At 51.3% G+C, this 24,870-nt stretch carries 23 protein-coding genes and 1 pseudogene; all 24 read right to left on the minus strand.

The annotated features are described in order from the left end of the window. Positions 1 to 359 precede the first annotated feature (359 nt). Positions 360 to 635, minus strand: coding sequence for a hypothetical protein (locus I8U17_RS16275; RefSeq protein WP_033101223.1), 276 nt, complete (start codon positions 633 to 635; stop codon positions 360 to 362). Continuing rightward, on the minus strand, positions 632 to 1,777 hold the full coding sequence (locus tag I8U17_RS16280) for a sulfate/molybdate ABC transporter ATP-binding protein (RefSeq protein ID WP_081943880.1): 1,146 nt from the start codon (positions 1,775 to 1,777) through the stop codon (positions 632 to 634). Before I8U17_RS16280 ends, I8U17_RS16275 begins: the two co-directional genes overlap by 4 nt. A gap of 1 nt (position 1,778) precedes the next feature. Continuing rightward, a complete protein-coding gene (gene cysW / locus I8U17_RS16285; RefSeq protein WP_198056174.1) occupies positions 1,779 to 2,621 on the minus strand; it encodes a sulfate ABC transporter permease subunit CysW in 843 nt (280 codons plus the stop codon). Positions 2,622 to 2,633: 12 nt separating this feature from the next. Beyond that, entirely contained in the window at positions 2,634 to 3,470 is an 837-nt protein-coding gene (gene cysT / locus I8U17_RS16290) for a sulfate ABC transporter permease subunit CysT (protein WP_033101221.1), read from the minus strand. Positions 3,471 to 3,503: 33 nt separating this feature from the next. Beyond that, the gene (locus I8U17_RS16295; protein ID WP_033101220.1) at positions 3,504 to 4,523 is read right to left on the minus strand and encodes a sulfate ABC transporter substrate-binding protein; all 1,020 of its coding nucleotides are present in this window, start codon (positions 4,521 to 4,523) and stop codon (positions 3,504 to 3,506) included. Between the two features lie 127 nt (positions 4,524 to 4,650). Beyond that, complete coding sequence (locus I8U17_RS16300; protein WP_370589277.1) at positions 4,651 to 4,797, minus strand: YezD family protein; 147 nt, start codon at positions 4,795 to 4,797, stop codon at positions 4,651 to 4,653. A gap of 226 nt (positions 4,798 to 5,023) precedes the next feature. Beyond that, the gene (locus I8U17_RS16305) at positions 5,024 to 6,262 is read right to left on the minus strand and encodes a DUF4309 domain-containing protein (RefSeq protein WP_033101219.1); all 1,239 of its coding nucleotides are present in this window, start codon (positions 6,260 to 6,262) and stop codon (positions 5,024 to 5,026) included. 115 nt (positions 6,263 to 6,377) lie between these two features. Continuing rightward, positions 6,378 to 7,355, minus strand: a complete 978-nt coding sequence (gene rfbB / locus I8U17_RS16310) for a dTDP-glucose 4,6-dehydratase (protein WP_198059841.1) — start codon at positions 7,353 to 7,355, stop codon at positions 6,378 to 6,380. Further along, entirely contained in the window at positions 7,352 to 8,251 is a 900-nt protein-coding gene (rfbA, locus tag I8U17_RS16315) for a glucose-1-phosphate thymidylyltransferase RfbA (RefSeq protein ID WP_033101218.1), read from the minus strand. Before rfbA ends, rfbB begins: the two co-directional genes overlap by 4 nt. A 139-nt stretch (positions 8,252 to 8,390) precedes the next feature. Continuing rightward, entirely contained in the window at positions 8,391 to 9,218 is an 828-nt protein-coding gene (locus I8U17_RS16320) for a methyltransferase domain-containing protein (RefSeq protein ID WP_235281664.1), read from the minus strand. Positions 9,219 to 9,235: 17 nt separating this feature from the next. After that, the gene (locus I8U17_RS16325) at positions 9,236 to 10,180 is read right to left on the minus strand and encodes an acyltransferase domain-containing protein (protein ID WP_198059842.1); all 945 of its coding nucleotides are present in this window, start codon (positions 10,178 to 10,180) and stop codon (positions 9,236 to 9,238) included. An 8-nt stretch (positions 10,181 to 10,188) separates the two neighbouring features. Next, positions 10,189 to 11,541 carry an MATE family efflux transporter gene (locus tag I8U17_RS16330; RefSeq protein WP_198059843.1) on the minus strand — a complete coding sequence of 451 codons (1,353 nt, stop codon included), beginning with the start codon at positions 11,539 to 11,541 and terminating at the stop codon, positions 10,189 to 10,191. 27 nt (positions 11,542 to 11,568) lie between these two features. After that, positions 11,569 to 12,972 carry an MATE family efflux transporter gene (locus I8U17_RS16335; RefSeq protein WP_198059844.1) on the minus strand — a complete coding sequence of 468 codons (1,404 nt, stop codon included), beginning with the start codon at positions 12,970 to 12,972 and terminating at the stop codon, positions 11,569 to 11,571. Between the two features lie 60 nt (positions 12,973 to 13,032). Next, positions 13,033 to 14,469, minus strand: coding sequence for a DUF6179 domain-containing protein (locus tag I8U17_RS16340; protein WP_033101215.1), 1,437 nt, complete (start codon positions 14,467 to 14,469; stop codon positions 13,033 to 13,035). A 2-nt stretch (positions 14,470 to 14,471) separates the two neighbouring features. Further along, on the minus strand, positions 14,472 to 14,936 hold the full coding sequence (locus I8U17_RS16345) for a DUF6323 family protein (protein ID WP_198059845.1): 465 nt from the start codon (positions 14,934 to 14,936) through the stop codon (positions 14,472 to 14,474). Between the two features lie 433 nt (positions 14,937 to 15,369). After that, positions 15,370 to 16,575, minus strand: a complete 1,206-nt coding sequence (locus I8U17_RS16350) for a macrolide family glycosyltransferase (RefSeq protein ID WP_198056180.1) — start codon at positions 16,573 to 16,575, stop codon at positions 15,370 to 15,372. A 53-nt stretch (positions 16,576 to 16,628) separates the two neighbouring features. Beyond that, positions 16,629 to 17,477, minus strand: a complete 849-nt coding sequence (locus I8U17_RS16355) for a sugar phosphate isomerase/epimerase family protein (RefSeq protein ID WP_198059846.1) — start codon at positions 17,475 to 17,477, stop codon at positions 16,629 to 16,631. 23 nt (positions 17,478 to 17,500) lie between these two features. After that, positions 17,501 to 18,457, minus strand: coding sequence for a thioesterase domain-containing protein (locus tag I8U17_RS18900; protein WP_309485175.1), 957 nt, complete (start codon positions 18,455 to 18,457; stop codon positions 17,501 to 17,503). Then, positions 18,455 to 19,180: pseudogene (locus I8U17_RS18905) on the minus strand (polyketide synthase); the annotation flags it as partial. The pseudogene I8U17_RS18905 and the gene I8U17_RS18900, both read right to left, overlap by 3 nt. 183 nt (positions 19,181 to 19,363) lie before the next feature. Further along, positions 19,364 to 20,110: a polyketide synthase gene (locus I8U17_RS16365; RefSeq protein WP_198056183.1), complete on the minus strand. Its 747-nt coding sequence runs from the start codon at positions 20,108 to 20,110 to the stop codon at positions 19,364 to 19,366. A 33-nt stretch (positions 20,111 to 20,143) separates the two neighbouring features. Beyond that, positions 20,144 to 20,908 (minus strand): enoyl-CoA hydratase/isomerase, encoded by a 765-nt coding sequence (locus I8U17_RS16370; RefSeq protein WP_198056191.1) that lies wholly within the window; start codon positions 20,906 to 20,908, stop codon positions 20,144 to 20,146. Then, positions 20,908 to 22,167, minus strand: coding sequence for a hydroxymethylglutaryl-CoA synthase family protein (locus I8U17_RS16375; RefSeq protein ID WP_198056184.1), 1,260 nt, complete (start codon positions 22,165 to 22,167; stop codon positions 20,908 to 20,910). The genes I8U17_RS16370 and I8U17_RS16375 overlap by 1 nt, the downstream gene beginning before the upstream one ends. A gap of 21 nt (positions 22,168 to 22,188) precedes the next feature. Next, positions 22,189 to 23,415 carry a beta-ketoacyl synthase N-terminal-like domain-containing protein gene (locus I8U17_RS16380; RefSeq protein ID WP_198059847.1) on the minus strand — a complete coding sequence of 409 codons (1,227 nt, stop codon included), beginning with the start codon at positions 23,413 to 23,415 and terminating at the stop codon, positions 22,189 to 22,191. Next, positions 23,412 to 24,870 (minus strand): acyl carrier protein (locus I8U17_RS16385; RefSeq protein WP_198059848.1); only part of this gene is annotated, 1,459 nt, incomplete at its 5' end. The genes I8U17_RS16380 and I8U17_RS16385, both read right to left, overlap by 4 nt.

Here is a 24,870-nt window from a genome sequence, read left to right on the forward strand (position 1 = left end):
TGAATTCGTCCTGAACATAGAAACCTTCCTTCGGAATTTTTTTTATACCTTTTCAACAAAAAAAGGCTGTTGACCTTCTTTGTCAACAACCTCAAGACCCGTCATCAAACGGGTCTGCTTCTTTGCTAACTCCTAAAACAGGAATATGTCGGGTGCTGATACTTCTCTTCCGCTCCAGGAACCCCCGGCCAAAAGTTACCGCAGAAAGCACCCATCCCCTTCTGTTTCGGTTCCTGCCGGCTTTTTCAAAGCGCTCCCCGATTTGCCGGCAGCTTTCCCATCTGATCAGCGGGCATTTTTTATGCCGACGGATTCAGCTGATCACATACAGGTCTGAGGAAGACGGCCTGCAATCTTCTTCAATTCTCCCAAGGATGTTTTCGTTTGTGATCCAATTGTGCATCTGGCTTCGCTCCGAGATATTGCCGGGGAATGGCATCTTCTTTTCCGTCCTTTCCGGTCACCCAGTTGGATTTTGGGTTTTCCGGCTTCAGATCCTGATTGCTCTGTTTCCACCAGTCCTCCATTTTCACCCCTCCAACTGCGATGTATGCTTTAAAAATAATTTCTTTTTCCAGTCCATTGTTTCCTTCCGCAAAGGTCACCGCAGAAAAACACTCATCCCTTTCATTCACTCCGCGACCTGCTCATCCCAGACCGGCCCGGAATCGGCCGCTTCGCCCAAGTCCGATTCTTCCGCAACAGCTTCGGTTTTGGAGTTTTCCAGGAAAATCTTCATGCTCTTCAAATTGACGTAAAGGGTATCATCCACTTGAATGTCCAATTCCCGGTACCGTTCGTCACTTACTTCCACCTCAAACAATTCACCGGTATCGGTTCTTTTCAAATTTAAGCGCACAATCGGCCCGACCGGGTTGATATGACGGACAATGGCCGAAATGCTGGTCTTTTCCGATTGCTCGCGGCTGATGCCGATTTCATGGGGTCTGACATAACCCACAGCGGGAACTTCATCCGCATGTGAAATTCCCGGCACGTCCAACTCATGCTCACCCAATTTGATTTTCCCTTGATGAATCCGGCCATGAAACAGATTGACTCTGCCGAGGAATGTGTAGACAAAGGCATTGGCCGGCGAACGGTAAACTTCTTCCGGTGTTCCGACCTGTTCGATCCGTCCCCGATTCATGATAACCACCTGGTCGGCCATCTCCAGCGCTTCCTCCTGGTCGTGGGTGACGAAGACAGTGGTGATCTGCAACTTCTCATGCAATTGTCTCAGCCAACGACGAAGATCTTGTCTCACTTTGGCGTCCAACGCTCCGAACGGTTCATCCAACAGCAGCACTTTGGGTTCAACAGCCAATGCCCGGGCAAGGGCCACCCGTTGCCTCTGTCCGCCGGAAAGTTGGGCCGGATAACGTTTGGCCAATCCCTCCAACTGCACCAGGCGCAGCAATTCCGTCACCCGTTCGTATATCTCTTGTTTGGATGGTCTCTTTTTCCGAGGGCGCACTTTCAATCCGAAAGCGATGTTTTCAAAAATATTCATATGCTGAAAGAGCGCATAGTGCTGAAAGACAAAGCCCACTTTCCGCTCCTGCACCCTGCGGTTGGTATAATCTTCACCGTGAAAGAAAATCTGACCCTGATCCGCCCTCTCCATGCCGGCAATCAACCGGAGCAGTGTGGTTTTGCCTGATCCGGATGGCCCGAGCAGTGCCATCAGTTGACCTGTCGGGATTTTCAGGCTGACATTTTGAACCGCCTGAAAGGAACCGAATGCTTTAGAAACATTGCGCACCTCAATTCCCATTTCACTGTTCCTCCTCTGCTGCTTCTAACAGGCGTTTCGTCTTCCATTCGCTTAAACTCTTGATGATGAGGGTAATGATCGCCAATACCGCCAATATGGAGGCTACTGCAAAAGCTGCAACAAAATTGTATTCGTTATAAAGAATTTCTACATGAAGAGGGATGGTGTTGGTCATTCCCCGGATATGCCCGGAGACGACAGAAACCGCACCAAACTCGCCCATCGCCCGGGCATTGCACAAAATCACCCCATATAACAGCCCCCATTTTATATTGGGCAAAGTAACGCGCAAAAAGGTTTGCAAACCGCCTGCCCCGAGGGATAAAGCCGTCTCTTCCTCCTGTTTTCCCTGCGCCAGCATGACCGGGATCAATTCTCTGACCACAAAAGGAAACGTTACAAATACAGTCGCCAACACCATGCCGGGAACTGCAAAAATAATTTTGATATCATGCGCTTCCAGCCACGGTCCCAATATCCCCTGCGCACCAAACAGCAACACAAAGATTAATCCCGATATGACGGGGGATACGGCAAAGGGCAGATCAATGAGCGTGATGAGCAGGTTTTTTCCCCTGAACTCAAATTTGGTAATCGCCCAGGCAGCGGCTATTCCAAAAATCGTATTGAGAGAAACGGAAATCGCCGCGACGAGCAAGGTTAAACGGATCGCCGAGAGCGCATCCGCATCCTCAACGGATTCAATGTAGACCAAAATTCCTTTTTTCAGGGCTTCTGAAAAAACGGCAAACAGTGGTACGATGAGAAAAAGGAAAAGAAAAATAAGGGCGGCAAAAATAAGCAAAAAGCGAACCAACGCCGCAGGCTGAACCGGTTTCGGCATATTCCTCCCTCCTTATCCGATGAAATAACGCCGGCCACTAACCCATTGCAAACAATTGATTATAAAAAGCAAGATAAAGGAAGCAATCAAGACCACTGAAGCAATCGCAGTAGCTCCTGCATAGTCATACTGCTCCAGCTTGGTCACGATGAGCAGAGGGGTCACCTCTGTCACCATTGGCATATTGCCGGAAATAAAAATTACGGAACCGTATTCTCCCAAAGCCCGGGCAAAAGCGAGGGCAAAGCCGGTCAGGAGTGCGGGCAACAACGGAGGAAACAACACCCTGACAAAGGTTTGCAGCCGGCTGGCCCCGAGCGAAAAAGCAGCCTCCTCCAACTGATGATCCAAGTCCTGTAAAACGGGCTGGATCGTTCGCACCACAAACGGAAAGCCGATAAAAGTTAAAGCAACTATGACACCAAGCGGAGTAAAAGCCACTTTGATCCCCAAGGGAGCCAAAAACTTGCCGATCCATCCGTTGTCGGAATAGACCGAAGTCAGAGCGATCCCGGCAACAGCTGTAGGCAGCGCAAACGGCAGATCGACAATCCCGTCCACCAGCCGTTTTCCGATAAAATCATAACGAACCAAAACCCAGGCGATCAGCGTCCCGAATACGGCATTGATGACGGAAGCGACAAAGGATGCGCCAAAGGTGAGCCGGTAAGAAGCGATGACTCGCGGATCGGTCACCACATCCCAATACTCTTTCCAAGATAAACTGGCCGTCTTGTAAAAGATCAGCGAGAGCGGAATCAGTACGATCAGACTCAGGTAAACCAGGGTATAGCCCATAGTCAGGCCAAATCCGGGAATGATGCTCTTTTTTGCCAACCTTTTCGCCATGAAACCTCCCCCTTCACTTTCTCAGCAAACCGGTCATTTTTTCTGATAGATCTGATCAAAGATGCCTCCGTCGGCAAAGTGGGTTTTCTGCGCTTTTTCCCAACCGCCGAATACCTCATCGATGGTGAACAAATCGATTTTCGGAAACTGGCTTGCGTATTTTGCCGCAACTTTCGGCGAACGCGGACGATAAAAATGTTTGGCGGCGATCTCCTGCCCCTCATCCGAATACAAATAGTCCAGATAAGCTTGTGCCACCTTGCGCGTTCCGTGCCGGTCCACGACTTTGTCGACAACCGCTACCGGCGGTTCCGCCAAAATGCTTTGCGAGGGATACACAATTTCAAATTTGTCTTTGCCAAACTCTTTCTGCGACAGCAGTGCTTCGTTTTCCCAAGCCAACAGCACATCACCGATTCCCCGCTCCACAAACGTCGTCGTCGCCCCACGCGCACCCGAATCCAGGACAGGGACATTCCGATATAATCTGGTCACAAAATCTCTTGCTTTCGCCTGATCTCCCTTATTCTTTTTCAGTGCATAACCCCATGCGGCCAAATAGTTCCACCTTGCTCCGCCCGAAGTTTTGGGATTGGGGGTAATGACGGATATCCCCGGTTTGACCAAGTCATCCCAATCCTTGATTCCTTTCGGATTTCCCTTTCTCACCAGAAAGACAATCGCCGAAGTGTAGGGCGAGCTGTTCTCCGGCAGCCTCTTTTGCCAGTCTTGGCTGATCAGGCCCTTCTTGGCGATCGCATCGATATCATAAGAGAGGGCCAAAGTGACCACATCTGCATCCAATCCGTCCTGAACTGACCGCGATTGTTGCCCCGAACCGCCATGCGACTGTTTGATCGTCACCGTTTCCCCCGTCTTTTTCTTCCAATACGCGGCAAATTGCCGGTTGAAGTCCTGATAAAATTCACGGGTCGGATCATATGAAACATTCAAAAGCTCCACTTCGTTCTTCCCGGATCCGGAGGATGGGCCGCATCCCGAAATCCCTGCCACCAAACTGAGCGAAACCAGTAACATCAATAACCTTTTCATCCGTTTTTCTCCTCTCCATTCAAAAAATAAAAAAGCTCCAATAAACCTGCCTGTGCATGGCAAGATTACTGGAGCCTTCGGTTGTCCGATCGGCGCAATATTTGATTATGGAAATGATTCTTGAGTGTCAGCCTCTTATTTTTTCTGTGCGGTCAATCTGAACAATCCTGGAATCATGAACGGTTATCAATACAGATCCGTATTTCAGCCCTTCCAATGCCCGAATTATGCGCTCAATCCACTGTTCGTCAATCCCGTATGGATGATCAGACAAGAAGATCCCCTCCATCCATAAAGGAAACCCATCCGCCTTGGAAAATAGAAACAGTCAGATTGGGCTGCATCCTTCGATCTTTATAATCTCAAGTATGTTAGTCGAGATTATGGCGACAGGATCCCATTTAATTCAATCAACAAATATAGAATATTTTATATAATATTATTCCCCAAAATCATACTTGTCAATCATAAAATGCGACCTTGATAACCGGCTTTCCTTCCTATTCGTTCTGCGGCAACAAAGTGCCGAATTCATCATCGTAGAGTCCGCTCTTGCGAAGCCAGATATAATCCAGTTCACCTTTGTCGTTGAAGAAAAAGTCCGCTTTTTTGTCATTCAGTTTGTAGGAGACAAACTTCCCGTCAAGAATGTCAAAGGAGCTTTTGTCACGATCCGGTTTTCCAAACACCCGCTCAATGTTCTCTTTGGTGATCGGAAGAGGTTGTTCCGTTTCTCTGACGCTGATCGATGTCAACCGGTCCTTGAAAAATTTGAGCTGTATTTCCCTGTCTTTAAACCGAAAGCCCAGCCCTTTCTCCTGGTCACTCACTATACGGGAAGACACATTGTTTTCATAATCACCACAGGTGCCCGCTGCCACTTGTTGCAGGGAAGTGCCCAACGGCCCGCAATCGTAGTTGCCCAGGTCCCCCCGGCTGATCCACTGCTTCAGCTGTTTCGCCGCCGACAATCCACCCTCGGGGCTGATCCGTTTGTCGCTGCCCACCGGATGGGCGGCTGTTACAAACTGGGTGCGCGGTCTGCCGTCATAAGGGAAGTTGCTGGTGGTTTCTAATGTGAACCTGTCCAATTTATTGGTTTTCGAGCTGTACGAGAAGGTTACGTGATAAGAGTTCAAATTATATTGATAATACGTCTCAAGATCCGACATATCCGATTTTCCTTCATTGGTTTCGGAGGGGGGCCCGAAAACGCGTTTGACCTCGCTGATCAGCAACGACTCGTTTTTCCGCGCCTGGATCATGATGCTTTTCAACTTTTCATTTTGAAAATCAAGCCCAATCAACTTGCTGTTTCCATCGAGATAGAACAGGCTCGAATTGGAACCGTCAATCTCATAAACATCCGTCCGCTTAACCGGTTTTCCGCAACGGTTTATCACTTCCTGAATCGCAGTCCCGATCGGGCCGCATCGGTAGTCCGGCAGATTGCCGCTGGCGGCCAGCCTTTTGATCGTTTCGGTATAGGTCTCTTTCTTCTTCCCGGCAAACAAATGACGCACCCAGGCATTGGTTTCATCCTCGTAAGCACTGAGCAGAATGGTCATGATGAGCGGGATGAGGATGACGCTGAAAATAAAGGACATCATTTTATACATCTTTCGTTTTGAACGTACGCTGAGGAAAGGCTTGGGTTTGCTTCCCGACAAATCTCCGGCAATGTGCGGTTCTTCCTGGTTTGTCATTTTGGCTTCAACTTTTTCACGATTCCCATCCATTCTTTGTCTGTGCACTCCTTATTTTTTTGAATTCTCTACTTATGAGAACAAGCTCATTTTACCAAATGAGAAAAAGAAGTGAACACAGAACAATCCAACATTCCGGGCAGGGCCATTACCCGTTCGCGCGCTTTTTGATCCGTTCCCACCAGTCCCGGTTGTCCAGATACCATTGAATGGTTTGCCTGAGGCCATCTTCGAGAGTATACTTTGGCTTCCAGCCCAATTCTCTTTGGATCTTGGCCGAATGGATCGCATAGCGCCGGTCATGGCCCAACCGGTCTTCGACAAATCGGATCAATTCCTCTGATTTCCCGAGAACCTTCAAAATCAGTTTTACAATTTCAAGATTGGTTCTCTCATTATTTCCGCCGATGTTATAAACTTCTCCGTCCTTGCCCCGATGGATCACCCTGTCAAGGGCCGCACAATGGTCTTCCACATGCAGCCAGTCGCGCACATGGAGGCCGTCCCCGTAAACGGGCAATTCCTGATCCTCGAGGGCATGGGTAATCATCAGCGGAATCAATTTCTCCGGAAACTGGTAGGGGCCGTAGTTATTGGAACAACGGGTGATGTTTACCGGCAAATCAAACGTTTCATGATAAGCGCGAACCAACAGATCCGCACTTGCTTTGCTGGCCGAGTACGGACTGTTGGGAGCCAGCCCTGTCTCTTCGGTAAAAACGCCGGTTTCGCCGAGTGAGCCATACACTTCATCGGTAGATACTTGCAGGAATTTTTTTACTTTATGTTTTCTTGCCGCCTCCAAAAGGACGTGCGTCCCGACGATATTGGTTTTAACAAAAATATCCGGATTTTTGATACTGCGATCCACATGCGACTCCGCCGCGCAGTTGACAATCACCTCCACCCCGTTCCCCACAAGCGACTCCACCAGATTTCTGTCGCCAATGTCCCCTTTGACAAAGCGATAGTTGGCATGTGTCTCCACGTCTTGCAAATTCTCCCGATTCCCGGCGTAAGTCAACAGATCGAGATTGATGATCTCATATTCCGGATACCGGTTCGCCATATAGCGGATAAAGTTGCTCCCAATAAAGCCGGCTCCCCCGGTCACCAGCAATTTCATGTTGCTTCCTCCTGTCCGTTGTGGATTTTCTTGCGCCCGATCACCGAGAGCAGATACTGCCCATATTCGTTTTTCTGCATCGGTTCTGCCAATCTCCGTAAATCTTTGTCGCGAATATAGCCCATGTGGTAAGCGATCTCCTCCAGACATGCCACCTTCAGACCCTGACGTTTCTCGATCGTCTCGATAAATTGGGAAGCTTGCAAAAGGGTTTCATGCGTTCCCGTATCCAGCCAGGCAAACCCTCGCCCCATCAATTCCACGTGCAGGGCTCCCATATCCAGGTAGACTTTGTTCACATCGGTTATCTCCAACTCTCCCCGGGCGGATGGTTTTATCTGTTTGGCAATCTCCACCACATCATTATCGTAAAAATAAAAACCGGTGATAGCATAATTAGATTTCGGATTAGCAGGCTTTTCTTCAATTGAAATCACCCTGTTCGCTTCATCAAATTCTACCACACCGAAGCGCTGCGGGTCTCTGACGTTGTAGCCAAAAATGGTGGCCCCCTTCTTCCTCGCCGCCACTCTTCGCAGAATGGGCGTCAGACCATGACCGTAGAAAATGTTATCCCCCAGGATAAGCGCCACCCGGTCACGGCCGATAAATTCTTCCCCGATGAGAAAAGCCTGGGCGATCCCATCAGGTGAAGGTTGAATCGCATACGACAAGCGGATGCCGAGATCGGCTCCATCCCCCAATAATTGTTGAATCAGCGGAGTATCCTGAGGGGTGGAGATGATCAGGATATCCCTGATCCCGGCCAACATCAGGACGGACAATGGATAGTAGATCATCGGTTTATCGTAGACGGGCAACAGTTGCTTGCAAATCACCTTGGTCAACGGATAGAGACGGGTTCCAGTGCCGCCCGCCAGAACAATCCCTTTCATGCACATCCTCCTCTCTCAAGGCTCCGGGGCAGGCCCCGCATTCAAAAATAGACTCCCAAGTTTCCTGAAGAAACCAGGGAGTCTGCTTCGGCGGATAAGAGGCTGCATGATGCCAAGACCGGCTGTGCTTCCCGCTTGATCAATCTTTCTTCCCCACCGCCATATACAGCTGGCGAATAACCGAATGATGTTCATCCCGGATCATTTTTCTCCAACCGAGGGAAATTTGCCCCAGCACTTTACTGGATAAAAAGCCGTCCTGAACCAGCTTATACGGGATCCCGATCCCCTCCGATCTGAAAAACATCTCATCCCCCAGAAGCGCGCTGTGGGCACTGATGATTTCAAATTCCACATCGGTAAAACCGCCTTCTTTCAGGATGCGCGGGAGTTCTCTCCCGATTTTCGGATTGCCTCCCTCAGCCGCACGCGCCTTGCAATAAGCATCGTAAAGCTCGCGCAAACCGGAAACCGGCGGATAGGTCATGATGTGCATTTCAAAATCATTGTCGATGACGATCACTTTCCCTCCCGGCTTTACGATTCGGTAAATTTCCCGAACGGCCTCGAGAGGGTCAGGCAAATGCTCCAGCACCAATCTGGCAATGGCAAAATCAAACGAATCATCCTCCAGCCCGGTATCCGTGATCGAGCCTTCAATCACCTGCCACCTGTCCAACTTTTGTTTTGCCAAATAATTACCGGCATACTCGACCAGGAGCGGATCGATCTCCACGGCCGTCACCTCGGCTCCCGGAATATGTACCAACAGTTTTTCCACAAGAAAACCGGGGCCCGATCCCAACTCCACAATTGAACCGGCTTGATCCAGACCGAACTCCTGGTAATGTTTCCATTCACTTTGCCAAAACAAGTCGACCTGCGCCTTTAAGCGATTGATCTCAGCCTCCACATTATTGGCAATCGTTTTGATATGATAGGAACCGGATGGATTCAATGATTTCACTTCCTCACTCTGGGGATTCACGGCTGAAGCAACCGGGCATACAACATTTCCAAAGCCTTTTGATGACCGGTGAACGGGGAGAGCAGGCTGAAAACATGAAGATCCCGTTTTGTCCGGAAGTGAGCATTTGCCAGGTTGGCCAAGGTACCTGAAGGTCCCAAATCAATAAAAGTCACTCCATGGGCGACCGCTTCATTTAAAGCCTCGCCAAACCGGATCGGTTGTCTTAAAACATCCCAAAAATAATTCGCTGTCAAATGAGGCATCCGCCTTCCGGTCACTGAAGAATAGAACGGAATGCGCGGAGGCCGGAACGTAACTTGCCACAAACGCTCCCGCACCGCTTCTCCCGCGGCATCAATATGCGCAGAATGAAACGGGACGGTCACGGGAAGACGCAGGTGCGTGATATCCTTCATTCGCAGATATCTCTCAACCAAATCCAGCCCCTCTTCATTTCCCGCCAGCACAAAATGGGACTGATGATTCACCGCAGCCAACTGCGCATGATGGTGAATGACAGGTACCTCATCATAGAGTGCCGGCGAAGCCAGAACTGCGATCATCCCCCCGGGCGGAGAGAGCGCCTTGAGCAGACGGGCTTGATCAAACAGACAGCGCAAACCGTCTTCCGCATCCAGCGCGCCGGCGACCACGGCGGCAGCATATTCCCCCATGCTGGAACCGATCACCGCCTGAGGCCGGATCCCTTTCGACATCAGCATGTGGGCCGTCGCCACCTCAACCATGAAAATGGCCGGATGGGTATAGATCAAATCAACAAATTCATCGCTTTTGGAGCGACGTTCATCATAGAGATACCGGATCAGGGAGTTGCCCGAAAGCTCTTGAAAAACGGCATCCAACCGGTTCATCTGTTCCCGGAATTCAGGTTCGTGGTCATAAAACGCTTTTCCCATATGAAAATATTGCGAACCTTGACCGGAAAACATAAAAACCATTTTATCCCTCATGATTTCATCCCTGAAGATTCCATGACCGTCATCTTCCACCCTTTTTTCCATGAACCAAAAAGATAGTAGAACAGACTGCAGGCAGCCAGCGCGACAAAACTGGCCAGGATGGCCAACCATACACCGTTCACCTTAAAACCAGCTTGTGTAAGGAATGCTGCGGCCGGCACCCTGACCACAACGAGGGAAGCGAGAGAAAAAAGAGTAATGATCCCGCTTTTCCCCACCCCGGTGATAATGCCGTTGCACACGTATAAAACGCTGAAGAGCATATAACCGAGACTGACGATTCGGAAATACCCGATTCCGATGCTCACAATGTTCGGATCATTGATAAACAGCTCCATGATGAAATGAGGAGCGAAAAAACAGAGCAGAGAAATGAGCAGAACGACGGGAAGGTTGACGATCAGTCCCCGGCGGAAGAGATTTGGGATCTCCGAAAACCTGCCCGCTTGCAATGTTTTTCCGGTGAGCACCGAAATCGCAATCATCACTGCGATCGAAGGCATGGCGGCGATGGAGTCGATCCTGCTGGTCACATAAAAAACCGCAATTGCATCGCTGCCAAAGGGATTGACAAAAAACAGGATACAGGCATAGCCCAAAGCCAGCATCAACTGCTGCATAAAGACCGGCATCCCCGCAGGCAAGAAGGCGGCCATTAATTTACCGTTGAATTGCCAACCGGTCGGCCTGGTAAGGAGACCTTTTACCCGGCGCCGGATGTACCACAAGCTGACGATGATGGCGATGACGGAAACGATCAGCGCAGCAATGGCAACCCCGTTTAATCCCCATTTCGGAAACGGACCGGTTCCTTCGATAAACAGGGGAACCAGAACCAGATTGCCCACGATGGAAACCGCCACGAACAGCATCCGGGCAACGACATTTCCGACAGCCCTGAGCATGGAAACGGTGAGGAAGGACAGGTACATAACGGCAAAACCGAGCATCATGATCCGCAGATAGCCGCCCGCCAGCCCGATGACAGATTCAGGGGTTCCAAACAAGGCAAGCAGCGATCGGGAAGAAAAATATCCCCCTGCGGTCATGATGACGACCAGACAAACACCGAAAGACCAGGACAGGTTCACATAGGTCTGCATCTTTTCCTTATTTTTGGCTTGAAAATGCTGCAAAATCGGGGTTGTGGCGACTCTGGCCGCTCCGCCGGCGATGGCTGCGAAAGCCAGGATGATCGGAAAACAGGCTCCGATGGCCGCTACTGCCAACCCTCCCAGTAGATGGCCCACCCAGATGACGTGGATGATGCTGTCAGCCATCATCAGCGCGCTCTCAATAAAAACCGGCAGGGCAATTTGCATGATCAGCCTCTTGCTCACAATATCACTCCGCTTTCATCTGAGAAGTTAAGATTCGCTGCTGCCCGCTATACCGGTCGGTTCGGACTGAACGGCAGTCGTCCCTATTTTCATTTGATTTTGAATTTGTTTCAGATTCGCAACCACGCATCCGAAGGTAATTGCTGCCGCACAGAAGTCGGAAATCGGCCCGGAAATCAGCACTCCTTCAACCCCCAAAAACCTCGGCAGAATGAGCAGGGCCGGAACCAGAATGAAAACTTGCCGGGTTAAGCTTAACAGGATCGCCTGTTTGGCCTTGCCGAGAGACTGAAAATATCCCGAACCGACGATGGACAGGCCGATCAGCGGGGTAAAGAGGAGGTACGTGACCAGCGCATGGCTGCCGAAAGAAATCAATTGCCGGCTTTCGCTGTTGAAAATGGCAACGATGTACTCCGGCAGGAAATAAACGAAGAGCGAGGCGACACTGGCAATTACCGTGGAAATAATCAACGCCGTTTTCAATGTGCTCTTCACGCGCTCAAAATTTTTGGCACCATAGTTATAGCCGATAATCGGCTGGATCCCGAGGCTGATCCCCCATACGGGCAGCATAATGAATGTTTGCACGGCATTGACGACGTTCATGCCTGCGATCGCCGTATTTCCGCCGTAACGGAGCAACACATTGTTAATGATGACAAACAACACGCTGCTCGCCAATTGGGTGATGAAGGAGCCGACACCCACGGCCAGAATTTTCCCGACCAGCCTGCCATCAAGCCGCATATTTTTGGCGCGGATTTTCAAGAGGCTCTTGCTCAGAAAAAAATGCGATAAAACCCACAGCGCCGAAACCAGCTGAGAGATGGCCGTGGCCAGCGCTGCACCTTGCATCCCCCAGCCAAAGCCGAAAATGAAAAGAGGAGCCAATATCACGTTCAGCACCGACCCGATCAACAGCGTAAACATCGCTTTCTTGGGGTTTCCTTCCGCTCTGATAAAGTTGTTCATGCCCGAGCCGACAATCATGAAGATGCTGGCCAACAAAATGATCCAAATATAATCGGCCGCCGGCTTCAGCACTTCCGGGCTCGCGCCAAATGCTTTCAAAATCGGATTCAGAAAGATCAGACAGGGAACGGTAAAAAGAATCGAGACAATGATAAGCAAGGTTAAAGCGTTCCCCATCACTTTCTCAGCTTCAGCGGTGTTCTTCTCTCCCAGGCGAATGGAAGTGAGTGCGGTCGCTCCGGTTCCGATCAGGGTGGAAAAAGCCATGATGGTCATCATGATGGGAAAGGAAACGGCAATCCCGGCAATCCCCAGGTCACCGATCCCGTTTCCGATAAACACCCGGTCAATAATGTTGTAGAAGGCGCCGACAAACAAGCCGACAATCATGGGCAAGGAGTAGCTGATCAGTAATTTTATGGTATTTTCTTCACTCAACGCGTTGGTTTTGTTCATGCGCATTTCCTCCAAAACTCAATGATTTCTGCTTAAAACCGGTCTAAAAGGGCCGGCATCTCAATAAAACCGGATTTCCTCATAATCGATATCACTGATCAGGTTGCCAATGGCATTGATTCGGTCATCACTCAATTTTTGCATAAACTCAACGTAATGCATTTTCCATTCGCTCTCGTCGTCTTTTCCGGCAGCCACGATCGATTGAAAATCGAGAAAATCGGCGCGCAGCTCCTCATAAAATACGATTTTTGCGAAAATCGCCAGTTCCATGTCGCCAAAAGTGGCAAAGAGCGCTTCATATTCATCTCCATACAAACAACCGGAATCAAGCAGATCCAAATAGTCATGCAGGGAAGAAAAATAATCCCTGATCAGTTGCACTTTTTCTTCTTTTGTTTCGAGCCGCATCATTTCGTCCAGCAATCGGCGCAAGCGGACGTCGCTCATTCGATCCGCTTCGTTCAGCAAGAGCACAATCGATTTCGTCTTTACTTCTTTTTCCCTGATGATGACGGTTTCCAAGCTGTCATGGTTTGCAGCGTTGATCACTCGCTGAATCAAATTGTTCCGGCACTGGTTCATATAGTCTGTGAGCGGAGGATCGGTTTTCATCTCGTGCTGCAGCCGCTCCATCGCCTGATGAATGGCGGCGGCGATCTGTGAGGCATTCAGCCGGCTGAACATCCGTTGCAACCGGTTGTACTGATTGGCGGAAATTCTGATTTGACCGGCATCCCCCCCTGATAAAATCGAAAAGATGGCATTATTCAATACCAACTCAAAGATGTTGAACAATTCAATCCGGTAATCAAACCTGCACACTTTTCCATAGTCGGTCAGCAGATCCAGCAAGTCCCTCCGGTCGAATCTGCGGCAAAATCGCGTCTCCATTTGCAGGCGTTCCAGATACTGCCGGATATAAAAGACGCCCTGAAGGCGCATGTCATCGACCGCCAAAGGATAATCGATGCTGGCCATGGTATTGTGGGCATCAAAAACAATGCCGTACTTTTTCATAAAGATCGGCAACGATTCATCGATCGTCATATTGTAGGCATCGACGGGCACATCCAATTTGTTTTTCTTTACTTCCTGATAGAGCTGCTTCGTTTCTTCAAATAACCGGCGCAACAATTCCAATCCTTGTTCGTAGATGTTGCGGATATTGCCTGTTTTCAGCTCGGTGACTGCCTGATCCGGGTTGATGAATTGAAGGGTATAGGCATCAACAGCGTAGAGGAGGGAGGCCATGATACTTTCTGCCGTTTCAGAGGTCACGGAAGAACTTTCACCCTGCGTATAGCGCCGGATCAAATCCTGCAGAATGCCCATCAATCCGGCCTGGATGCGATATACCTCCTGACCGGTGAGCAATCCGGCACGAAGTCCTTCATTCAAAAGGGATATCGTATATTGATTCCGCCGGAGGTTCGCTTTTTTTATCTTGCTGCGCGAAACAAGACCGGATCTCTCTTTGTCGTTTTCAAACTCCAAACCTAATCCTCCCCCTCAAATAAAGACTCACGCAGCGATTCGCTTCGGAAATTCTCGGCAAACTCCTCCAGTCTGCTTTTTAAAAGTTCCACCGAACCCGCACACTCACCGTCAAACATCTCCTTCATCATGCTGATCAGTTTGAAATCGCCGATTTTGTCTTCCGTTTCATTTCGCAAATAATAGAAGATCTCGTGCAGTTCCGTAAGTGTTGCCGCGTAATTGTCTTCATGGATATACGGTGATTCGGAAAATACCTCGATCAATTCCTTCGTCACTTCAATGCCCAGTTCCACCCGGCCGTAATCGCGCAACACCTTGTTTCTGGCGACCATCATGTTTTTTACTTCATCGGGAGTCAAGATCAAACCAAATTCTTTTGTCTTCTCATTGAGTTCCAGAATTTCGGTCATATACTTTTCCTGAACCGAGATATTGATTGCGTTGAATATACGGGATAAATACATGAGCTTCCCTTCCTCTCTGAAAGCACGACTTCCCGCCTTTTGCCCCCTTTCATCGGAAACAAATTTGCTCAAAAAGCATCATGTCTTGCAGATACAACCCGGGATCAAACTCAGGCAAAATCGGGAGGGAAACGGAAACTGCTGACCGACCATTCGAAACCCCGGGAATCAAGGGGGGACACCGCGGCCCAACCCTCAGCACAATTTCACAAAAACGGTTGACTTTTCTTTTTGTTTATGTTATATTAGGGTTGGGATAATTTATTATTTATTTTGATATCCCATTTTACCTTATTCCCCTCTTTCATGTCAAATGTTTTTCGGTCGTTCAATTATCTGATTATTTCAACATATATTTTTGTTTTGCCCGTCCCCTGACATCCTTGGCGCCAGACCGGTTGTCAGGGGTTTCGTATGGAAAAGCCGATCTCCGTCAGCCTATGTTTCGCTCTTTTTTAAAGGCCATTATCTCCTCGACCGCTTTCTTGCAGCCCCCCGCTTCCTCAAACCAACGCTTGATTTTCCCGAGATTCACCCGATACTCCGGCGCGGTTGACACCAGATCCAGCGCCTGACGGAGGATTTCCGGCGTCAGCGTATCCTTGTCCAGAGTGATTGAAGCTCCCAGACTGGCAAATCTGCCGGCCATATACGGCTGGTCGCCGCCGATCGGGATCACGACAAAGGGGATTTGCTGATAGACCAGATCGCTCGTTGTGTTCAATCCCCCGTGCGTGACAGCCACATCCGTATATTTCAGAATTTCCCGTTGCGGCACATAGTGTCTTACAATGAAGTTGTCCGGGATCGCGAACCGGGAAACATCGGTATTGTAGGCTGCAATCACGACCACCGTTTCCAAGTCTTCCTTGAAAGCGTTGAAAAATACATCGTAAAGATTCGGATTTGCATTGTTAAAAGCCGTTCCCAACGAAATGAATACCACCTTTTTGCCCTCAAGTCTGTCAAAAGGAAAATCGATCTTTTCCTCCAAAACACTTTCGGGTCCGCCGATAAAACGAAAACTTGGATCATAATCCTCATGCCTTGTCACAAATTCTTTCGCCGTATAAGCAATGTTCAGATCGCCATAATGGGTGATCATCCCGGTCAGCTGCGGCATCTCCACTCCATAGTTTTCTTTCAGCCGGTTGACCATTTTCCTGTACTCGCCGAGAGCCGGGTGATCCTGCATCACTTCCATGCCGACCGTGTTTTCGTTTTGCGGAGCCAATTCCTCCGGTCTGGCAAAAACGGCATGGGAGCAGATCACCGGTACCTTCAAAATTTGTGAAATGATATTGCCGACCGGATACATCGAATCGTAGATCATGTAATCGATGGTTTCCTCTTTGATTTCCTCCAGAATATGCTGAACCACTTTTTCCGTGGATAATAACATGCGCAGAGCGATGTCAAACAACTGTTTGTTCTTGTCGATCCGGGGATTGCCTTTCGGAAGTTTGGCCCCATCCCCCAAGCTTTTGAATATCGCGCCGGTCCTGGCGATTTTTTCCCGAAAATCATCGGTGCAAAAGTAAATCACCTTTTCTCCACGGTTGCTTAACTCCGCGACCAGGCCCAATGTCGGATTGACATGGCCATGTGAAGGGCCGTTTAAAAAAAGAACGGTTGACATGGTTTCTTCTCCCTCTCTTTCCCAATTCTGTCCGGCTTGAACGGGCAATCTCTTTATCCCCGGGAATTGAGCAGCCGGTTCAATTCCGTCCGAAGATACTGGATCCCCTGTCTGGCCGCCTCTTTGCAGTTGTGTTCCCCTTCATATTCAAAAGCCAGATAGCCGTCATAGCCTTGCCCCAGCATTTTCCGAAACAGCGACCGGTAATCGATGATCCCCTGGCCATGTACGGCCGGCTTCAAATATCGGCCGTCCGCACATCGGGTCCCGCTTTCGTCCGCAGTAACCTGCCAGTCCTTGAGATGAGCATTGACCATCACTTTTCCCAACCTCTCACAGGCTTCAAGCGGGTCATCCCCGGCCACCAGCATGTTTCCACAGTCCAGTGTCAGTTTGAGTCCGGGCACTTGCCGGAGAATCGTTTCGATCTCAGCCAGACTGCAAAAAGGCACTCTGAGGTCGGGGTAGTTCTCGATGGTGATGGTGATTTGCTTCGATTGGGCATAAGCGGTAATCTCCTGCAACGCCTGGATTATTTTCGGGAGCACGCTCAGCTTTTCCGCCTCACTTTGAATCTGATCGGCAAACGCGGGAACGAGCATGACCATGGGTGCGGAGAGCTCCTCCGCCTGATCGACAATCCGCTTGCCCAATGCGATGTTTTCCGCATAGACATCCTCTTTGCCGGCAGCCAGATCAACGAAGGCATCGATACAGGAAATTTTCATCCCGTATTTGTCCAGCAGACCGGTAATCTCCCCCGCCGGCCGGCTGAAATCAAACATCAGCAACTCAATCGCCTCAAACCCCTCATCGGCGGCAAACCTGACCACATCCTCCAGCTTCATTTCCCCTGTTCTCATGAGGGGCACCAGCGAATAGGTCATCAGGCTGAATTTCATCTTCTTCCATCCTTTCATCGCTTTTAGCGGTCTGTCCGAACAGCGTCCGTCCCCGCATACAACGCTTCGCAAACTTTGCCGATATCCGCCTGGGCCGCGGGTTCAAACAGCATGGTCATATGGCTGGAGGAAGAGGCGTCCAACAGCTTGAACCGGGGAAACAGCTGCTCCCAACCGCTCCAGTAACATTCATGGTCGATGGCAATTTGATCAGAGGCGGTTGTCAGATAGGGCTGGAGTTCACCGAAAAACAGGCCGCTCTGATTGCGAAAATAGAAGCAGCTCACCCCGGAAGGGTCCGGCAGGGGCAACAGCGGGTATTGATCCAGCTGAAACGCCTCCTGTACGCGGAGATTCTGCTGAAACAACCTCAACAATTCCTCTTCTGTCTTGGCCAGAGACAATCCGCGCTCTCTTCCCAACCGGATCAGTTGCCGCAAAAATTCCTCTTCGTCTCCTGGAAATCCGGCTTCTTCCTGATGAATGAGCTTTTCCCTGACGGATGGCCAATCCCGGCGCGTCCGGTTGAGCAGAGTCATATTGACTGCCTGCAACGCTCTCGTCCGGTTGCTTAAACGGACTTTTTCCCAAGCGGAACGGTCCAGGGTATCCAGCATGACAATGCTGTGAACCTCCTGCCCGGCTTCCTGCAGTTGACGCGCCACTTCATAGGCGAGCACGCCCCCCAGCGAATAGCCGCCCAAATCATAGGGACCTTCGGGCTGCCGGGAGCGAATGATGGAAAGGTAGTAGGAAGCCATCGCCTCAATTCCTCTGATCGGCGCATCCTCCGTCATATGCCCACGCGCCTGAATCCCGTAAAAGGGCCGCCCGCTCTTCTGCGCAATCGTCTGATACCCCTCCAGGCCTCCCCCCTCTCCGTGCAGCCAAAAAACGGGGCGCCCGGAAAAACGCGCATTCAGATGCCTGATTTCCGGAAAGGAAGGCGGGCCGGAGAGAGGCTCAAAAGCCGGCAACATTTTTTCCAAAACCTCCGGTTTCCCAACCAGGGTTTTCTCCTGAAGCTCCCACTCCCTTTCCACCACCTCGGACAAACGCGCTTTCAGCGGAGCAGCCATATGTTTTTTCAACAGGATCAGGGTTTCCCTCGGTTTCTCCGCCAACTCCCTGGCCAGCTCCAAGGCATAAGGGAGAACCTCTCGCTGCGGCAAAATCGGAATGCCCACTCCTCTCGCCGCCAATTCCGACCCCCTGAAGTTTTTGCCGGTAAACAAAATCTCCTGCGCCAACGGGTTTCCCAATTTTTCAGGCAAGATCAAAGTCGCCCCGTCCCCGGGGGTAAATCCGTACTTCATGTGATTGCAGGCATATGTGCTTTCCCGGCTCATGATGACAAAGTCGCAAAACAGCCCCAGACACCATCCCCCGCCAAGCCCGTGTCCCTGCATCGCCGCGATGACAGGGATTTCACACTCCAGAGCCAGGCTGTAAAGATGGAGATCGGTCATTTTGGCCTTTCCCTCATACAGAGCCAACAGGCCTTCCCGGCTGCCCCCGCAGGCAAAATAGCGGTCATAGCCGGTCAGGATGACCACCTTGAAGTCGGGCCGGGAGCGAATCGCGGCAAAGGCTTCCATCAGCCCCGTGATCAACTCCGTGGAAAAGGTATTTTTATGGATTCGGTCCTGCATCGTCACTTGCACAATCCCCGGTGCAATCTCACCCCAGTCCACTGCCGGCAGCCGGGTTTGCAGCTCATTTCCCTTGCCGCCAGGACCATCACTTTCCGCAGCGGAATCCTCTCTGCTCCGCTGCCTTTTATCCAAAAATTCCGCCAGTTTGACATAGGCGGTTTCCGGGCTGATTTCACCGGCTTGCAGCGCGCGAAACAGTTCCTTTGTATTCATACCGGCCATTCACCCCCGTCATTTCCCGAACAGCGCATTGATTCGCTCTCTCACCTCTGGCTGGTGAAACGTCTTTTCATGCATCATCACTTCCCGCTCCACAATCGACGGCAGTTCTTCGCGAATCGGGGCAACCAGATGGTCTTTGAGCAGGATGAGGGAATACCTCGGCTTTTCGGCAATCTGACGCGCCAATTCCAGGGCATGGCCAAGAACCTCCGCTCTGGGCAGAACGGGGAAAGGAATCCCCCGTTTTTCCAATTCCGCCCCCCGGTACGTTCCGGAGTTGATCAACAGCTCTTCAGTCAGGCTGATTCCCAGTTTCCTCGGCAAAATGCAAGTTGCGCCCATCCCGGGGGTAAACCCGTATTTCATAAAATTGGTCGTATAGACGCTTTCCCTGCTCAAAATCACAAAGTCGGCAAACAAGCCCATGATAAAGCCACCGCCGATGCCGTGCCCTTGCATCGCTGCAATGACAGGGATTTTGCAGTCCAGCGCCAGGCTGTAAACATTCTTGTCGGTAAATTTCTCCCTGCCTTCATGGATCGCCAGCAGCCCCTCCCGGGTTCCGCCCGAAGCGAAGTAACTGTCATATCCGGTTAAAACCACAACTTTGTAGACATTGCTCGCCTCAATGACGGCGAAGGCTTCAAGCAAACCGTCAATTAACTCCTTTGAGAACGTATTTTTATGAACCCGGTCCTCCATGGTCAAAAGCACGATCTCCGGCTCGATTTCCTGAAAGTGAACAACCGATGCCATCGCCCGCTCGCTCCTTTCTTTAGCAAAATGGGTTCATTCCTCCCAGGGAAACTTTCCCGTTTCGATGTACCGATAGATTCCGGTCAGATTTTGCGGGTCTGAGAACATTTCCAAATTGGCCTTGACGGCGATCGGCTTTGCCTGCGCCAGGGGCTCGCTAATCCTCTGCATGTAGCGCTTGTACTTCACTACCGCACTTTTTGATAAAGGTTTCAGCCGCAGCAAATGCTTGCGGAGCAAAGAGCGGCTGTCATCGTCACAAGCGTCGACCAGTCCCCAGGATGCGGCTTGTTCGGCCGAGATCGCCTTGGTCATGACCGTCATGTAATTGGCTTTGGCCGTGCCGGTGCGGCGAATGAGAAACGGAAGCACCGCCGCGGGAAACACGCCGAACAACAGCTCCGACAGGCTGAATTGCGCCGTCCGTTCAGCCAGGACAATATCGCTGGCGGCGACAAATCCGATCCCTCCCGCATTCACTTTTCCCCTCACGTGTGAAATGGTCAGGAGAGGGCCGGTTGCCAGGCGCATCCACAGATCATATAAGCGCCCGGGATTGCGTTCACTCTGTCTGCCGTTTGCCATCCGGTCATGCATCTCCTGAAAGTCGGCCCCAAAACAAAAAACGTCCGGCAGCCCTTCCATGACCAGGATTTTGGCTGATTCCTCATACCGGTCAAGCACGTGATGGCATTCCTCCACCATGCGGTCATTGATCGTGTTGTTCGCCTCCGGACGATAAAACTGCAAAAAACAAATCTGCTGCTGCTCCCTCACCTTCACCGTTTGATACTCCATCATAACCACCGATACTCCCGATGAAATTCACGAATCTCCTCCAAAACCAAACGGTTTTTTCCACGGGTCGCGTCCAATGCCCCCGGGATGAAGTCAAGATCGAGCTTCACGTTGCGCGTTCCGAATTTCACTGCATGGCTGCCGAGCAATAATTGTTCATATTCCTCCATCGACAAACGGTAGCGATTATTCAGCTGCTCTTCCACTTGAAAGCGGCGCAGCCTTTCCTGCCCCTGAGGTGTCACGACCCCGCTGTAAAATTCCGAGCAGCAGCCCGAGCCGTAGGAGAAACAGCCGATGCGTTTCGGCGTATCAAAGTTCCCTTGGTCGATCGTGCTCAGCAAAGATAAAAGAACGCTGCCCCCCATGATATTCCCGACGCGCTGGCAGTACCTCAGCCCCGGCAACACCCTCCGCTCAAAATCAGCCTCAATCTCCTGCGGCTTGGCCTTCACCAGTTTCCGCATCATGGTGCGGTGCGCTCCTTTGACCATCCCGCCGAACGGCGTGTGAAAGCAGAGATATTGGAACGTTTGCCGGTAGTCGACATCGGCGACGCGTTTTTGGTATTCCAAAAAGGTTTGTTCGCAGCAATCGAGGTAAGACAGCAAAGACAGGTCGGCATTTCCGGCTTCACTGTCCGGGATCGGTCGGCAGGTATCCATCACCTCATAGCCGTAATAGCCGTTCGCCCCGACATCCACCTGAAACAGGTAAGGGGTTTCGCTAATCAACAGGGCAACTGCTCCCGCTCCGCCGCTGGGCTCCGCATAAGACCAGTCCTGGGTCAGCGCCTCGCCCCCTTCCGCAACCAAAAAACGCGAGATGTCACTGGCGATTACCAGCGCTTTAGCACCGGGAGAGGTTTGGGACAAGATGAAATTGACGGCCATTTGCAAACCGGCAGTCCCGGAGTAACAGGCTTGTTTCAATTCAAACAGGCGGCAGTTTCGGCTCAGCCCCAAATAGTGGTGAATGTAAGTACTGATCGATTTGCCAAAGTCGATCCCCGACTCGGAGCAGGTGATCAGAAGTTCGATCCGCTCTTTTTCCTCTTCGGATAAAGCGTCGACAATCGGCTTGGCCGCATTTACTCCACAGGTCACCGGGTCTTCAAAGGGAAGTGCTACGGCTTTTTCTTTCATCAATAAATTTTCAAAGCGGGTTTCATCCAATGCCCGATGCTGAGCCAGTTCCATGACGTCCAGGTAAGCGGTTCCGCCAAAAACATTCATTGCCTCAATTCCGACAGCAACCATGTGCTGATCCCCTCCCGAAGATTACATTTCTTTTTTCAAACAAATCGCGGTATTGATGCCACCGAAGCCGATGCTCAAACTCAAGGCATGGGTGATATCGGCCGGAAGCGCCTCGCCCCGCACCCAGGGGAATGATTCGTCAATCGGTTCTTGCAGATTGCGGGTGGGATGAAGCCGTGATTCCTTCATCTGCAAGAGGGTGGCGATGATTTCCACGATCCCCGCTGCGCTGAGGCCGTGGCCGGTGACCGATTTGGTCGCATTGATGCGGGCATGCGCAAGACCGCATTCAGCCAATGCCCGCAGCTCCGTCTCATCCCCGATGCGTGAACCGGTTCCATGCGGATTGATGTAATCGATCTCTTCCGGAGCGAGTCCGGCCTGCCCCAATGCTTTGCGAATGACGCGGACCTCGCCTTCAAAGGAAGGATTGGGATTGCGATTTCCATCCATCCCCCACGCCCATCCCGAAATGCGGGCATACGGTTTGACTCCGCGTCTTCGAGCCGTTTCCGCCCGTTCGATCACCACGGCTCCGCAGTTTTCCCCGTAAATAAAGCCGTCCCGGTTCTTGTCAAAAGGGCGGCAGGCCAAATCAGGCCGGTTCGCATAGCGGTCAGAACCCATCGCCCCCAAAGAGCGAAAGGCCTGACACTCCATATGGGAAAGATCGGTCAAGACCCCGAGGGCGATGCAAATATCGACCTGACCCGAGAGTACCGCCTGGCAGGCCTGGATTACCGCCAATTGCCCGCTCGCCGATGCACCGCCGACGGTACAAGCGAATCCCCGGATGCCAAACTGTTCCGTGCAAAGCGCACAAATATCGCTGTCCATAAAGGAAAGCGCGTAAGCCGGAGAGATAAAATGCGGCTTGTCACGGTAAGCTTCAAAGGTTTGAAGCAATTCCCGCTGCTGAAAGTTGGACCCGCCCGCAATCAGTCCGATCCGGGCGGAATCGGCCTCATCCAACTTCGCCTCCCGCCATGCTTCCTCAAGGGTGATCAAGGCCACATGGGCGGAATAGGATGCCGTTCGCAGCAGTTTTTTGGAAAGGCGATCCGGATAGGAAAGTTCCGCGATCTCCGCGCCGATAAAGGAAGTCCCCTTCTGCCGGCCCGGCCGTTTCATGATTCCGAAGGCATGCTCCCCCCGCATCAGGGCAGATGTAAAGGCGGCTTTACCCTGACCGCTGGCGGAAGTGATGCCTGCCCCGGTGATTTGCAAATCAGACGGGCTGTAGCTCATTTTGTGATGCCTCCCCGGTGCAATAGTTGCTCGGCCTCTTCAATGTCGATATCGCCTGCCTGAACCCGGCGTATGAATTCCTCCAGGTTTAACCCGGCCGGCTCCTGCTTCGCTTCTTTTCCCGCATCAGACAGTTTCTCTTTCAGATATGCGGCAAACCGGCGCAGGTTCGAATATTCATAGATGTTGTTGGCGGTAAGCGAGATCCCGTAGCGCTTGTTCACCGCCTGGATCCACTCCACACCAATGATGGAGTCCAGTCCCAGATCAATCAGCTCCGCATCTATATCCACCTCTTCTCTGTCCATGGAAAGTGATTCCGCCAAACTGGAGACCAAAAATTCCAGTACGTCTTCCCCGGAGACAGATGAGAGGGAAACAGCCGGATGGGTTTCCTCCGTTTTTGCGGCAGGCTGCAATTCGGGCGGAAGCGGAACCAGGGAAGCTGCGGAAAGCCCGGCCGGCTCCTGTCCGTTCATCTCCTGTGCCAAAAAGACGGCAAAGCGGCGGAGATCAGGATATTCATAGATGATGTTGGCAGTAAGCTCCACCCCATACCGTCTGTTCACGGACTGAATCCATTCCACTCCGACAATCGAGTCCATCCCCAGCTCAATAAACGGCGTTTCCGCATCCAGCTCGGCCCGGTCCATGACCAGGACATCCGCCAGCATTGCTGCCAGTTCTTCCTCAATGCTCTCTCCGGCTGCCTCCGCTCCTGCGGCCAAAGAATCTGTTTTTTCTGCAGTTAAAGGCGACAGGACAATCCGCCCCGGTTTCGGTTTGGGCTGATGGTTTCCGATCACGGCAGGCATGTCCGGCAACGTGCGCTTCCCGGGAACGGAAACCTTTGGTGGTTGAGGCGCCTCCGGGTGAACAACGGGATCGCGCAAAACCATCGGAGTCAAAACCGGCGGTGTCCCCTGCTCGGTGCTGCTCGTCCCATGCTCTTTTCCGGGTACCCAGTAAGTGTTTCTGGCAAAAGGGTAAGTCGGCAGATGCAGGCGGTGCGGATCTGTTCCGGCAAACAACAGCTCCCATTCCGGCTCATAGCCCTGACAGTAAAACTCGGCCAAGGCCAAAAGGGTTTCCTGGTACTGCACAGGATCTTCACGCAAACCGACGCTTTGTTTGAGCAGATCACGCACATACGTTTGAATCGCTTTTTGGCCGGTAAACCGGTTCGGTACCTGACCGTGAACGATATGCGGCATTTTCTCTTGACCGGCCGCTTGTTTCAATGCATAAATGGCATCCTCTCTGCCCTGTACGACCACGGCACAGCGATGGCGGAAATGCTGGCGTCCGTTCAAAAGAGTGTAACTGAGAGGCAATAAATCTTCTTCCCTCCACTCTTCCTTCTCCAGAAAAGCGATCATGTCGCTGATCTTCGCTTCCAGCGCCTCCCGGGTCTTGGCGGACAGAGCGAGCAAGTAATAAGGAAGACGGTGCCGG

The sequence above is a fragment of the Thermoactinomyces sp. CICC 10521 genome (assembly GCF_016055135.1).
GTDB classification, from domain to species: domain Bacteria; phylum Bacillota; class Bacilli; order Thermoactinomycetales; family Thermoactinomycetaceae; genus Thermoactinomyces_A; species Thermoactinomyces_A daqus.

Excerpts from the sequence above, each read along its gene's own strand:
- I8U17_RS16370 (WP_198056191.1), bottom strand. The coding sequence starts at position 20,908 with ATGGAGTATCAAACGGTGAAGGTGAGGGAGCAGCAGCAGATTTGTTTT.
- I8U17_RS16305 (WP_033101219.1), bottom strand. The coding sequence starts at position 6,262 with ATGGATGGGAATCGTGAAAAAGTTGAAGCCAAAATGACAAACCAGGAA.
- I8U17_RS16345 (WP_198059845.1), bottom strand. The coding sequence starts at position 14,936 with ATGTATTTATCCCGTATATTCAACGCAATCAATATCTCGGTTCAGGAA.
- rfbB (WP_198059841.1), bottom strand. The coding sequence starts at position 7,355 with ATGAAATTGCTGGTGACCGGGGGAGCCGGCTTTATTGGGAGCAACTTT.
- I8U17_RS16365 (WP_198056183.1), bottom strand. The coding sequence starts at position 20,110 with ATGGCATCGGTTGTTCACTTTCAGGAAATCGAGCCGGAGATCGTGCTT.
- I8U17_RS16325 (WP_198059842.1), bottom strand. The coding sequence starts at position 10,180 with ATGGTTTTTATGTTTTCCGGTCAAGGTTCGCAATATTTTCATATGGGA.
- rfbA (WP_033101218.1), bottom strand. The coding sequence starts at position 8,251 with ATGAAAGGGATTGTTCTGGCGGGCGGCACTGGAACCCGTCTCTATCCG.
- I8U17_RS16355 (WP_198059846.1), bottom strand. The coding sequence starts at position 17,477 with ATGAAATTCAGCCTGATGACCTATTCGCTGGTGCCCCTCATGAGAACA.
- cysT (WP_033101221.1), bottom strand. The coding sequence starts at position 3,470 with ATGGCGAAAAGGTTGGCAAAAAAGAGCATCATTCCCGGATTTGGCCTG.
- I8U17_RS16380 (WP_198059847.1), bottom strand. The coding sequence starts at position 23,415 with ATGAGCTACAGCCCGTCTGATTTGCAAATCACCGGGGCAGGCATCACT.
- I8U17_RS18900 (WP_309485175.1), bottom strand. The coding sequence starts at position 18,457 with ATGTTGCCGGCTTTTGAGCCTCTCTCCGGCCCGCCTTCCTTTCCGGAA.
- I8U17_RS16280 (WP_081943880.1), bottom strand. The coding sequence starts at position 1,777 with ATGGGAATTGAGGTGCGCAATGTTTCTAAAGCATTCGGTTCCTTTCAG.
- I8U17_RS16295 (WP_033101220.1), bottom strand. The coding sequence starts at position 4,523 with ATGAAAAGGTTATTGATGTTACTGGTTTCGCTCAGTTTGGTGGCAGGG.
- cysW (WP_198056174.1), bottom strand. The coding sequence starts at position 2,621 with ATGCCGAAACCGGTTCAGCCTGCGGCGTTGGTTCGCTTTTTGCTTATT.
- I8U17_RS16335 (WP_198059844.1), bottom strand. The coding sequence starts at position 12,972 with ATGAACAAAACCAACGCGTTGAGTGAAGAAAATACCATAAAATTACTG.
- I8U17_RS16375 (WP_198056184.1), bottom strand. The coding sequence starts at position 22,167 with ATGGTTGCTGTCGGAATTGAGGCAATGAATGTTTTTGGCGGAACCGCT.
- I8U17_RS16350 (WP_198056180.1), bottom strand. The coding sequence starts at position 16,575 with ATGTCAACCGTTCTTTTTTTAAACGGCCCTTCACATGGCCATGTCAAT.